This is a genomic window from Rhodococcus sp. NPDC003382 (genome assembly GCF_053589135.1).
This window is the reverse complement of record NZ_JBSFRH010000012.1, coordinates 70917-83069: the sequence shown is the minus strand read 5'-3', so window position 1 is coordinate 83069 and position 12153 is coordinate 70917. Positions and strand designations below refer to the sequence as shown.

Genomic DNA, 12153 nt, shown 5'->3' with positions numbered 1-12153 from the left:
GTTCTCCCCTCGCGGACGAGACGGGAGAACCGACCGGCGTGATTCGAACGTGCGGCTACCGGGCCGCGTAGTTCGGTGCCTCCGCGGTGATCGTGATGTCGTGCGGGTGGCTCTCCTTGAGCCCTGCAGCGGTGATCTGCACGAACTGCGCCGACTGCAGCTGCTCGATCGTGGCCGCCCCGGTGTATCCCATCGCCGCCCGCAAGCCGCCGATGAGCTGGTGGGTGACCTGCTGCAGCGGGCCACGGAACGGGACCCGGCCCTCGATACCCTCGGGGACCAGCTTGTCCTCGGAGAGGACGTCGTCCTGGAAGTACCGGTCCTTCGAATACGACTTGGCCTCGCCACGCGACTGCATCGCGCCCAGCGAACCCATTCCGCGGTAGCTCTTGAACTGCTTGCCGTTGACGAGGATCAGCTCACCGGGGGACTCGGCCGTGCCGGCGAGCAGCGAACCGAGCATCGCCGTCGACGCACCGGCCGCGAGGGCCTTCGCGACGTCGCCGGAGAACTGCAGGCCACCGTCGGCAATCACGGGGATGCCGTGCGGTGCTGCCGCGGCGGTGGCCTCGAGGATCGCGGTGATCTGGGGTGCGCCGACACCGGCGATGACACGGGTGGTGCAGATCGAGCCGGGTCCGACACCGACCTTGACCGCGTCGACGCCCGCCTCGATGAGGGCAGCCGCACCGGCGCGGGTCGCGACGTTGCCGCCGATGATCTGGACGCGGTCGCCGACCTCCGCCTTGAGCTTGGAGATCATCGACAGCACGCCGGCCGAGTGACCGTGGGCACTGTCGACGACGAGAACGTCGACGCCGGCGTCCGTCAGCAGCATCGCGCGGGTCCACGAGTCGTCGCCGACACCGACGGCCGCGCCGACCAGCAGGCGGCCGTCGCGGTCCTTGGTGGCGTTCGGGTGCTGCTCGGTCTTGACGAAGTCCTTGACGGTGATGAGACCGGTGAGCTTGCCCTGTCCGTCGACGATCGGGAGCTTCTCGATCTTGTGACGGCGCAGCAGCCCCAGCGCGGCCTCGGCACTGACACCTTCGCGTGCGGTGACGAGCGGTGCCTTGGTCATGACCTCGGCGACCGGCCGGTTCTGGTCGACCTCGAACCGCATGTCGCGGTTGGTGATGATGCCGACGAGCAGGCCGTCGTCGTCGGTGACCGGCAGACCCGAGATCCGGAAGCGGGCGCACATGGCGTCCACCTCGGCGAGGGTGTCGGTCGGCTTGCAGGTGACCGGATCGGTGACCATGCCGGCCTCGGAACGCTTGACGGTCTCGACCTGCGCGGCCTGGACCTCTGCGGACATGTTGCGGTGCAGCACACCCATCCCGCCGGCACGGGCCATGGCGATCGCCATGCGCGACTCTGTGACGGTGTCCATCGCGGAACTGACCAGCGGGATGCGCAGGCGGATCTCGCGCGTCAACTGGCTCGACGTGTCCACCTGGCTCGGGACGACATCGGACGCCGCGGGGAGCAGCAGCACGTCGTCGAAGGTCAGGCCCAGCATCGCGACCTTGTTCGGGTCGTCGCCGCCGGTGTGCACGTGCCCTCCGGTACTACTCATGCGGTTCGGACCCTCCATGCCAGTCGATACGGTGCGGGTCCGGACGATTTCCGGCCCGACAGGTTTCTGAGCGTGAAACGACGCTGTCGCGGACGACGGAGCGGCGACGAGGCGCCGGCGTCGTGAGCAGCAATGCCGTGACCAACAATGTCGTGAGCGGTACGAATATTCCCCGGGCGGTCCGAGGCAGCCGGTACGCTCACCTCCCCATCGTATCGTTTGCCGCAATCCGCACTGCCGCAGCCCGCACCCTTGCCCGGGGCCGGTGGCCCCGGTCCACGAGGACCACAGGGCCCTGTTCGTCGGCGTGTCCACCGCTACGGCTGGCGCAGACCCCACCGCACTGCGTACCGTGGGTGTCGTGCGTGATCAGTTACCTCCGGGTCTTCCACCGGACCCCTTCGCCGGAGATCCCGACGACCCGTCGGCCGCGTTGGACGCGATCGAGCCGGGTCAGCCGCTGGACCCCTCGGAGCGGTTGGCGGTCGAAGAGGACCTTGCGGACCTCGCCGTCTACGAGGCACTGCTGGCCCCGCGTGGGGTCCGCGGTCTCGTCGTCTGCTGTGAGGACTGCCACCAGGACCACTACCACGACTGGGACATGCTGCGCGCGAACCTGCTGCAGCTCCTCGTGGACGGGACGGTCCGGCCGCACGAGCCCGCATACGATCCCTCGCCCGAGGCGTACGTGACGTGGGACTACTGCCGCGGGTATGCGGATGCGTCGATGAACGAGGCGCTTCCCGCGGACCCGTACGGCTTCGATTCCTGAGCACGTCACCCGAACACGACGAAACGCGGCGCCGGCACACCCGAGAGTGTGCCGGCGCCGCGTTTCACGTCGAGGTGACCGTCAGGGCACTTCCGTGGTCTCTTCCGAGCGCGTACCCGGTGTACCCACCGGCGCGCTGATCGACTGCTGCTCGAGAGACGTCGTCGATGCCGAGGCCGACGCTGTCGTGGTGGGCGGATTCGTGGTGGACGGCGTCTGCGGCTGCGTGCTCGGCTGGGTGCTCGGCGGCGGCTGCGTCTGCGGCTGCGTGGTCGTCGGGCGAGTGCTCGGCTCGACCGTCGGCACCGGCGGCTGCGTCGTCGGCTGGTTCAGGATCGTCGGATCGGGCGACGAGGACGGGGATGGGGACGGTTGCGTCGCGGCGTCCGAGGGGGTGCCCGACGGGGTTCCCTCCCCTGTCGTGCCGGGTGTCTGCGGAGGCACCGCGGCGTCGGACTGCGGGACCGTCGCCGGTGGCACCGGCGCGGGGACCGGGGCCGGGGCCGGTGCCGGCAGACCCGGCAGCGGGACCGGCACGAGCTTGCTCAGTTCGTCCGACAGTCGCTGCAGCCAGTCGCCCAGTTCGTCCCGTTGACCGGCGTCGACGACATCGCTGGATCGGACCTGCGCCGATTCGAGCAGTTGCTTGGCGACCTCGGTGTCGCCGGCGGCGAGCGCACGCTCGGCCTGCTCGAGACTCGACGTCGTATCGATCCGCGCGACGGTGCTCTGCGCCTGCTCGCTGAAAACGACTTCCTTGACGCCCCAGAGCGGGTCACCCGGTTCGGCGCCGTAGGACACGGCCGCCGCACCGCCGACAGCTATCGCGACGAGGGCAGCGGCTCCGGCGATGGGACGCAGCAGGCGAAGCTGGGTGCGGGAGCGCGCTCGACCGGCCGTCTCGGCATCGCGGGCATCGATTTCACGATGGACCGCGGCGACGATCTCGTCGAGATCGGGGCCGGCCGGTAACGGCTCGGAGAGGATCTCCGCGCGCCATCCCGCCAGCAGCGTGGCAAGTTCGTACTCTTCGGCCGATTCCGTCGTTACCGGACCGTCACCGGAGATCGCGTCGATGAGGGCATCATCACGACGCACTGCCGCGATGTCCACCGGGGTGCCGTCGTCGGCGAGATCAGCGTGGAAGTCGTCGTCACCGCGCTTCCTACCCATTCCTCTCACCTGCTCTCGTCACTTCCTTCTTGAGTCGGGCGATGGCTCGGTGTTGAGCCACTCGAACGGCCCCCGCCGTACTTCCAACTGCGGCTGCCGTCTCCTCCGCCGACAACCCCACCACCAACCGCATGATCAGGATCTCGCGTTGCTTCTCCGGGAGCGTTCCGAGCAGGTCTTTCATCTGCCGGCTCATCTCCGCGTTGAGCGCATGTTCTTCCGGGCTGTCTTCCAGCGACATCACTTCGGGAACGTCAGCGACCGGGTCCGACCGATTACGGGCGGTACTCCGATGCGCGTCGGCGACCTTGTGCGCTGCGATCCCGTAGACGAACGCCATGAAGGGCCGTCCTTGGTCCTGGTATCGCGGCAGCGCCGTCATCACAGCCAGGCATACCTCCTGCGCCACGTCGTCCGCGGAGTGCTGGCCGCGCTCCGCAGACCCGACCCTTGCCCGGCAGTACCGCACGACCAGGGGTCGGATGCTTGCGAGAACCTGGGCGAGGGCAGCCCGATCGCCTTGCGAAGCCGCAGCGACTGCCGAGTCCAACTCCTCACCCATAACAGTCATCGATTGCGTATGTCCTGGTGTTACAAGTGGCACGTCCCCGCCCGGGAGTGCTTCCACTGACGGTGGAACGCCACCAGCCTAACGACATGCCCGGACAACTCCGATTCGCCCTGGCAGAACTAGTTTCGGATCGTTGCGAACCGCCCGCCGCGACAGGTCACGACCTGGGCACATTCGTCCCGCACGTGATCTGCGCCGGGCACGGCACCGATTCCGTGTGCCAGCATCGCCGCCGCCCAGCGCAGCGGCACCAGGCCGTGTTCCGCGCAACGCTCGGACACGTCGGCGGCGAGCACACGCGCCGGCCCGAGGTCGGGGTCGCCGGTCGCCGACGCCGCGCGCAGCAGATCGGATTTCACCCGGTGCCGCACGGACGGGCTCCGGTCGGCCAGGGCGGAGGCCTGCGCGGCGTGCTGCTTCGCGGTCGCGAAATCGCCGGAGGCCAGCGCGGTTTCCGCCGTCACCCAGTGCAGCCTGATCCGCTGCCTCCAGAAGGTCCCGGCAGCGGCGTCGTCCCCGGCGGCCCCCAGCAGGTCCGCGCACTGTGCGAGCAGCCGCCGCGACAGGTCGAGGCGGCCGCACCCGAGCGCGTCGGCGGCCAGGCCGGTCAGGGCATCGCACTGCGCTTCGACGATGCGGGTCGTGTCCTCCGGAAGCCGCGGAACGGCCGCGCGGGCCAGCGCGAACGCGCGACCGTCGTGCGTCGCGGCCTGCCGGTGCCATCCGAGCTGACGTAACAGCGAGGCCTCGGTGCTCGCCGCGAGGGACGCCAGGGGGCCTTCCGTGACCTCGCGCTGCAGTCGCGCCAGTTCCGCCCGGGCACCGCTGTAGAAGCCCTGGCCGCCCAGAGCGACCGCGCGGAGCCATCGCCGGTAAGGATCGGTCGCGGCAGGCAGCGGACTCGTGCCCGGCCTGTCCCCGAACGCCGCAGCCGTCAGGACCGCATCCTCGGCGGAGAGTGCGTCCTCGGCAGGGACAGCGGACGGGCGCGCAGATGCAACGGTCGCGGACACGCCGAAATCATTGCATCATCGTCGCGACCGGACATCCCCGGTCCCCTACCGGCGAGAAACAAGCACCGGGAGCGCAAATATATCGACTGCGAATTCCGGTCTTCGTGCGCCATTCGCGGGCCGTTTACAGTCCGTTAATTTCAAACAGGGTGCATGTACGCTGCGGGACTCGGGATTTCATGGAAGATGCGGCCGAAGCGGCGGCCGGAAGAACGGGACGCCCTAAAAAACCGCAGGTGAACGGCGCATCGGAGGAATTGCCGGGGTCATCCAGGACATCGCAGCAGGCCAGAGCCGAACGACAGCCAATCATGAATCGACCCCGAAGTAAACATTTCGCAGGTTAATTCTCGCTATGAGCGATATGTAATTTCCCACGTCACGAAAGTATTGACGTGATTTGCACCGCGCTTTTACGGTGGCCGTGTTCGAAAGAATGCTCGGCCGGGACGCGGTTCCCGGCCACGGTCCGCTCGCACCAACGCGAGCATGCTGCAAAGGAGTGCCACCATGCCTGCACCACATCACCTGCCCGGACCCAACGCGGACATCTGGGATTGGCAGATGCACGGCCTGTGTCGCGGCGTGGACTCCTCGATGTTCTTCCACCCGGACGGTGAGCGCGGACGCGCTCGCGCCCAGCGGGAGAGCCGCGCCAAGGAGATGTGCCGAGCCTGCCCGGTGATCGCCCAGTGCCGGGAGCATGCTCTCAACGTCGCCGAGCCATACGGCATCTGGGGAGGAATGTCCGAGACCGAGCGCGAGATGTACGCGCGACACAGGCGCCGCAAGATCGCTGTTTGACTGTTTCGAGCCAGACGACGAAGCCCCGCCCGGGAGTCCCGGGCGGGGCTTCGTGTCTGTCGCGTGACCTGCGGTCGGTGGCCCTAGTGGGCGTGACCGTGACCGTGGCCGGCGTCGGCAGCTTCCTCGGGCTTGTCGACGACCGCGCTCTCGGTGGTGAGCACCATGCGGGCGACGGACGAGGCGTTGACAACCGCCGAACGCGTCACCTTGACCGGGTCGACGACACCGTCGGCGAGCAGGTCGCCGTAGGTGAGCGTCGCGGCGTTGAACCCGTGACCCTTCGGGCTCTCGGCGACCTTGGAGATCACGACGGAGCCGTCGAGCCCCGCATTGGCCGCGATCCAGAACAGCGGAGCCGACAGCGCCGTCCGCAGAACCGCGACACCGGTGGCCTCGTCACCCGACAGAGACGCCTCGAGCTCGGCGAGCTCGAGCGACGCCTGCACCAGTGCCGAACCACCACCGGGGACGATGCCCTCCTCGACGGCGGCCTTGGCGGCGTTCACCGCGTCCTCGACCCGGAACTTGCGCTCCTTGAGGTCGGTCTCGGTGGCCGCGCCGACCTTGATGACGGCAACGCCGCCGGCGAGCTTGGCCAGGCGCTCTTCGAGCTTCTCCCGATCCCAGTCGGAGTCCGTGGCCTCGATTTCACGGCGCAGCTGGGCGGCGCGCTCCTCGATGGCCTCGGGGGTGCCGGCACCGTCGACGATCGTGGTGTTGTCCTTGCTCACCACGACACGGCGGGCGGAACCGAGCAGCTCGAGCCCGGCTTCCTTGAGGGTCAGGCCGAGATCGGAATTGATGACGGTGCCCGCGGTGACGACGGCGAGGTCCTCCAGGAACGCCTTGCGGCGGTCGCCGAAGTACGGCGCCTTGACGGCAACGGCCTTGAGGGTCTTGCGGATCGCGTTGACGACCAGCGTCGACAGTGCCTCGCCCTCGATGTCCTCGGCGATGATCAGGACCGGCTTGCCGGACTCGGCGATCTTCTCGAGCAGCGGCAGGAAGTCCGGCAGCGAGCTGATCTTCTCGCGGTAGAGCAGCACCAGCGCGTCCTCGAGGACGGCCTGCTGAGCGTCGACGTCGGTGACGAAGTACGGCGACAGGTAGCCCTTGTCGAACTGAACGCCCTCGGTGACGACCAGTTCGGTGTGCAGCGTCGAGGATTCCTCGACCGTGACGACACCGTTCTCGCCGACGGTGCTGAGGGCCTCGCCGACCAGCGCACCGATCTCCTCGTCGCGGGACGAAACCGTCGCGACCTGCGCAATGGCCTCCTTGCCCTGCACCGGGGTCGCGAGCGCGAGCAGCGCCTCCGTGACCTTGTCGGCGCCCTTCGCGATACCCGCGCCGAGCGCGATCGGGTTGGCACCCGCGGCGACGTTCCTCAGGCCGGCCTTGACCAGGGCCTGGGCGAGGACGGTCGCGGTGGTGGTGCCGTCACCGGCGACGTCGTTGGTCTTCGTGGCGACGCTCTTGACGAGCTGGGCACCGAGGTTCTCGAACGGATCCTCCAGCTCGATCTCGCGGGCGATGCTCACACCGTCGTTGGTGACGGTCGGACCGCCGAACGCCTTGGCGAGCACGACGTGCCGCCCGCGCGGGCCGAGCGTGACCTTGACGGCGTCGGCGAGGCGGTCGACGCCACGCTCGAGCGCGCGCCGCGCGGTCTCGTTGAACTCGATTTGCTTGGACATGTTCTCCGACTACTCCTGTCGAATTTCTCCGGAACGGACTCCGCCCCGGGTCCGTTGAGGAACTCCGGGGCGGAATGCACGCGGCTTACTTGGCGACGACGGCCAGCACGTCGCGAGCCGACAGGATCAGGTACTCCTGGCCTGCGTACTTGATCTCGGTTCCGCCGTACTTGCTGTAGATGACGACGTCGCCTTCCTTGACATCCAGGGGGATGCGCTTGTCGCCATCCTCGTCCCAGCGGCCGGGGCCGACGGCGACGACGGTGCCCTCCTGGGGCTTCTCCTTCGCCGTGTCCGGAATGACGAGGCCGGAGGCAGTCGTCGTCTCGGCCTCGTTGGCCTGGACGAGGATCTTGTCCTCGAGCGGCTTGATGTTCACGCTCGCCACGATGAGCCCTCCACTTTCAGGGGTACTTGGGTCCGGAAACTTGTGCTCCCGGACTCGGATTCGTTCAGTCACCACAGACTCCGCGCGAGGTCCCGTCGTCGCGGGTGCCGGGCCGACGCTCGGTGTCACTAGCACTCTATACATGCGAGTGCCAGCACTCAAGGCTTCCGGGCGCTTACTCGTACTCGGCGCGTCGTACCGTCCTTCTGTTACGTTCGGATAACAGAGACACGAAGCGTGACCATACGGTGACCGATCGAGGTGCACACGAGCTCCTTGGCCTCCGGTCACGCTCGGAAGGTAAACAATGCGCACGTCGCTGGGGATCTCCACCGGAGCATCCGGGGTGGGTTCCGCGCTGGTGATCGACGCGCCGCAAGGCCGGACCACCGAATACCGCGAACTCACAGCCGACACGCACGATCATCGCGACCTCGGTGACCTCGTCTTCGACGCGGTCACGCTGATGACGACGCAGATCGCCGACATCCCGGCGCCCGAAGTCGTCACGGTCGCCTACCGCACCACCGCACAGGCCGACTCCGTCCGCGCCGCCGCGAACCGGGAGGGCCGCCTCGTCCGGTTGATCCCGGAGACGACCGCGGTCGTCACCTACCTGCACACCACCGGACTCGCCGACTCCGACGGCGCGATCGCGATCGCCGACGTGGGCGCGTCCGGGATGAGTGTGTCGATCGTCGACCGGGCCGACGGCACGATCCTGCACACCGACCGCATCGACGCGGTCGGCGGCGAGACGATCACCGGACGGCTCTTCGACCACGTCCACCGATCCACGGACGGTGTCCGCACCCGCATGCCGGTCGACAACGAACTGCTTTCCGCGCGCTGCTTGGGTGCCCTCGAAGCCCTCACCGCCGGCGATACCGCCCACATCGAGATCGGCGAGGCCGGACCGGGCGTGTCCGTCACGGTCACCCGCACCGAACTCGACGAGCTGATCGCGGATCTGGTCGGTGAGGCCGCGGAGTTCACCGCCCGGACCTGCGCCGCGGCCCCGGCCACCCCGCAGGCGCTCGTGCTCGTCGGCGGCGCATCGTCCCTTCCGGCGCTGGCCGCAGCGGTCACCGCCGCGTTCGACGGTCCCGCGGTCACCGTCGACGAACCCGCGACCGTTCCGGCACACGGCGCCGCGTACCTGGACGATCACCCCCACCTCGACCGCTACCCGCTCGCCGGGAGCACCGAGTCCGGTGCGTCCCGCTCCTCCGGCCGCACCGCCGGGGTGCTCGTCGGCGCGCTGGTCGCCGGGGCACTCGTCGCCGGTTACGCGACCGATCAGATCGCCGAGCCGGCGACCACCGACCGGCCCGTCTCCCCCGCCGGATCCAGCGACTCGGTCCCGCCGATCACCTCCGACACGGTCGAGCCCGACGCGACCGCCCCGACCGAGACACGCATCCCGTCCTACGATCCGGTTCCCACCCGGCTCCCCTCGGGCGGGGTCACCACCGACAACGACGAGGACCGGACGACGATGCCGACCACGACGGTGCCGGAAACCACGACGTCGCTGCTCCCGCCGATATCGCCGACCACGCAGAGCCCCGATGACGACGAGCCTCCGGGCCCGACCACGTCGGGAACCACGCCCCCGCAGCCGACCCCGCCGACCTCCACCCCGCCGGTGACCACGACCCCGCTGCCGCCGACGACGGTGCCCCCGACGGCGGTGCCCGACACCGGATCGACGACGCCGCAACCGAACCCGGAGGAGCCGGTCACGACGGAACCCGGTGCGCCGGGGACGTCTCAGCCGGGTCGGACTCCGATCGGGCCGGACGCGGGTGCTCCGACACTCACGCCCGCAACACCGGAAGCACCGGCACCGGAAGCACCGGCACTACCGCCGGCCGGATCCACCGACGGCGGATGAGACCGGTTCAGACCACCTGGCTCACGGACACCGGCAGGCCGGGATCGGTGGCGGCGGTCAGCAGCGACGGCTGCGCGCCCCCGGCGATGAGGTGCGCACCGAGCGCCGCGATCATCACGCCGTTGTCGGTGCACAACCGCGGCCGCGGCACCCGCAGCGTGATGCCGGCGGCCTCGCACCGTTCCCGCGCGAGCGCACGCAACCGCGAATTCGCGGTCGCGCCGCCACCGAGCACGAGCGTGTCGACACCGACATCCTGAGCCGCGCGCACCGCCTTCATGGTGAGCACGTCGGCGACCGCCTCCTGGAATCCGGCCGCGACATCGGCGACGGGAACCGGCTGCCCGGCGCGTTCCAGCGCTTCGACATGCCGCGCGACCGCGGTCTTCAAACCGGAGAACGAGAAGTCGTGGCGCGCATCGCGCGGCCCGGTCATGCCGCGCGGAAAGACCACAGCGGTCGGATCGCCCTGCTGGGCCAGCTTGTCCAGCACGGGGCCACCGGGATATCCGAGGTCCAGCAGCCGTGCCACCTTGTCGAACGCTTCACCGGCCGCGTCGTCGACGGTGGTGCCGAGCTCGACGATCGGCTTGCCGAGGTCCTCGACATGCAGCAGGTGGGTGTGCCCGCCCGAAACCAGCAGCGCGATGCACGGCGGCATCGGACCGTTCTCGATCGTGTCCACGGCGACGTGCCCGGCCAGGTGGTTGATCGCGTAGAACGGCACATTCCAGGCCGCGGCGTACGCCTTCGCGGCGGCGACCCCCACGAGCAGCGCGCCGGCCAGGCCCGGGCCGATGGTGACACACACGGCATCGGGCTTGTCGATGCCGGCGGCCGCCAGCGCCCGGCGCATCGTCGGGACGATCGCCTCGAGATGCGCGCGGGACGCGATCTCCGGCACCACGCCACCGAAGCGGGCGTGCTCGTCGACGCTCGAAGCCACCTCGTCGGCGAGCAGTTCGAGCGTGCCGTCGCCGACCCACCGGACGATCCCGACACCCGTCTCGTCGCACGAGCTCTCGATGCCCATCACGATCACGGCTTTCGCTCCTCTCGCCGGTCCGGCCGACACATGGTGTACGCGTCGGCGCCGCTCGGCTGGTAATAACGCTTCCTGGTGCCCACGATCTCGAAGCCCTCACGCCGGTACAACGCGATCGCCGCGTCGTTGTCGGTCCGCACCTCGAGGAACACCGGGCCGCCCCAGGCGTCGGCGACACGCAGCAACTCGTCGAGCAACGCGCCTCCGATGCCGCGTTGCCGCAGGTCCGGGTCGACACCGATCGTGTGCACCTCCGATTCGGGGTGCACACCGGTACCGAGCCGGGCCAGACCGGCGTAACCGATCAGGCGACCGTCGTCGTCGCGGGCAGCCACGTAGTGGTTGTGCGGGGACGCCAGTTCCGACCGGAACGCGTCGGCACTCCACGGGTCGTCCCCGGGGAACAGGACCTGTTCGAGTTCCGCGCAACGCTCGACGTCGTCCGGGCGCAGCGCATCGATGGACACGGTCATTTCTTCCGGGCCGCCGTCTCCACCGCGTCCGGCCGACGCAGGTACAGCGGCACCAACGGCTGCGGCGCGGTCGCGGCGAGCAGCTCGGGCGCGGCGACCGCGACCAGCCCCGCCGGCGACGGCGTGTGCACCGGCACGGCGGGCAGGTCGAACAGCGGGGTGTGGGCGGGTGATCCCGCGACCCGCTGCGACGGCGCGGCGGTCACCTCGGCGGGTTTGCGCACCTCGGGGCCCTCCACCCGGCGACCGCCCGCGTACCGCGCCCAGTACACCTCGCGGCGGCGGGCGTCGGTGACGACGAGCAGATCGGCGCCGTTCTCATCGGCCGCGAACACGTCCGCGGCGGTGACATCGGCCGCGAACACGTCCGCGGCGGTGACATCGGCCGCGAACACGTCCGCGGCAAGCGCATCGAGGGTGCACACTCCGTATACCGGGATGCCCAGCGCGTCACCGAACGCGGCGGCGGTCGCCATCCCTACGCGCAATCCCGTGAAGGGTCCGGGACCCACACCGACGACGACAGCGTCGAGGTCCGCCGATTCGCATCCCGCTTCGGCGAGGCATTCGAGGATCTGGGGCGTGAGGATCTCGGCGTGCCCCCGCGGATTGTCGGAGACCCGCACCGACAGGGTCTCGAGATTCTGCGGCGTGCCGTCGCCGAGGCGGACCAGCCCCGAGGTCACGGCGGGGGTGGCGGTATCGACGGCGAGAACGAGCACGATTACCCAGGGTACC

The 12153-nt window shown here is 69.4% G+C and carries 12 protein-coding genes; 3 read left to right on the top strand and 9 right to left on the bottom strand.

Going from position 1 to position 12153, the window contains the following annotated elements; translation table 11 throughout:
* Positions 1-55: 55 nt before the first annotated feature.
* Positions 56-1579 (bottom strand): IMP dehydrogenase, encoded by a 1524-nt coding sequence (gene guaB / locus ACWDUD_RS11040; protein WP_197250865.1) that lies wholly within the window; start codon positions 1577-1579, stop codon positions 56-58.
* Between the two features lie 361 nt (positions 1580-1940).
* On the opposite strand from guaB, the gene ACWDUD_RS11035 reads away from it, so the two are divergent.
* The gene (locus tag ACWDUD_RS11035; RefSeq protein ID WP_197250866.1) at positions 1941-2351 is read left to right on the top strand and encodes a DUF5319 domain-containing protein; all 411 of its coding nucleotides are present in this window, start codon (positions 1941-1943) and stop codon (positions 2349-2351) included.
* 81 nt (positions 2352-2432) lie between these two features.
* Here the strand turns inward: ACWDUD_RS11035 and ACWDUD_RS11030 are convergent, their stop codons facing one another.
* From ACWDUD_RS11030 to ACWDUD_RS11020, 3 genes are all read right to left on the bottom strand, one after another.
* Entirely contained in the window at positions 2433-3524 is a 1092-nt protein-coding gene (locus ACWDUD_RS11030; RefSeq protein WP_450109327.1) for an anti-sigma-D factor RsdA, read from the bottom strand.
* A complete protein-coding gene (locus ACWDUD_RS11025; RefSeq protein ID WP_197250872.1) occupies positions 3517-4095 on the bottom strand; it encodes a sigma-70 family RNA polymerase sigma factor in 579 nt (192 codons plus the stop codon). The genes ACWDUD_RS11030 and ACWDUD_RS11025 overlap by 8 nt, the downstream gene beginning before the upstream one ends.
* A 119-nt stretch (positions 4096-4214) precedes the next feature.
* Positions 4215-5033 (bottom strand): hypothetical protein, encoded by an 819-nt coding sequence (locus ACWDUD_RS11020; protein ID WP_450109364.1) that lies wholly within the window; start codon positions 5031-5033, stop codon positions 4215-4217.
* A gap of 585 nt (positions 5034-5618) precedes the next feature.
* Here ACWDUD_RS11020 and ACWDUD_RS11015 point away from each other — a divergent pair.
* Positions 5619-5912, top strand: a complete 294-nt coding sequence (locus tag ACWDUD_RS11015) for a WhiB family transcriptional regulator (protein WP_197250868.1) — start codon at positions 5619-5621, stop codon at positions 5910-5912.
* Positions 5913-5995: 83 nt separating this feature from the next.
* Here the strand turns inward: ACWDUD_RS11015 and groL are convergent, their stop codons facing one another.
* Together groL and groES are read right to left on the bottom strand one after the other, a co-directional pair.
* Positions 5996-7612, bottom strand: coding sequence for a chaperonin GroEL (gene groL / locus ACWDUD_RS11010; protein WP_450109326.1), 1617 nt, complete (start codon positions 7610-7612; stop codon positions 5996-5998).
* Positions 7613-7697: 85 nt separating this feature from the next.
* A complete protein-coding gene (gene groES, locus ACWDUD_RS11005; RefSeq protein ID WP_068154369.1) occupies positions 7698-8000 on the bottom strand; it encodes a co-chaperone GroES in 303 nt (100 codons plus the stop codon).
* A gap of 307 nt (positions 8001-8307) precedes the next feature.
* Between groES and ACWDUD_RS11000 the strand changes: the two genes are divergently transcribed.
* On the top strand, positions 8308-9897 hold the full coding sequence (locus ACWDUD_RS11000) for an Hsp70 family protein (RefSeq protein ID WP_450109325.1): 1590 nt from the start codon (positions 8308-8310) through the stop codon (positions 9895-9897).
* Between the two features lie 7 nt (positions 9898-9904).
* On the opposite strand, the gene tsaD is transcribed toward ACWDUD_RS11000, so the two are convergent.
* From tsaD to tsaB, 3 genes are read right to left on the bottom strand one after another with little or no spacing between them, the layout of a single operon-like run.
* Positions 9905-10939 carry a tRNA (adenosine(37)-N6)-threonylcarbamoyltransferase complex transferase subunit TsaD gene (tsaD, locus tag ACWDUD_RS10995; RefSeq protein WP_450109324.1) on the bottom strand — a complete coding sequence of 345 codons (1035 nt, stop codon included), beginning with the start codon at positions 10937-10939 and terminating at the stop codon, positions 9905-9907.
* Positions 10936-11415: a ribosomal protein S18-alanine N-acetyltransferase gene (gene rimI / locus ACWDUD_RS10990; protein ID WP_248676415.1), complete on the bottom strand. Its 480-nt coding sequence runs from the start codon at positions 11413-11415 to the stop codon at positions 10936-10938. Before rimI ends, tsaD begins: the two co-directional genes overlap by 4 nt.
* The gene (tsaB, locus tag ACWDUD_RS10985) at positions 11412-12137 is read right to left on the bottom strand and encodes a tRNA (adenosine(37)-N6)-threonylcarbamoyltransferase complex dimerization subunit type 1 TsaB (protein ID WP_450109323.1); all 726 of its coding nucleotides are present in this window, start codon (positions 12135-12137) and stop codon (positions 11412-11414) included. Before tsaB ends, rimI begins: the two co-directional genes overlap by 4 nt.
* Between the last annotated feature and the right edge of the window lie 16 nt (positions 12138-12153).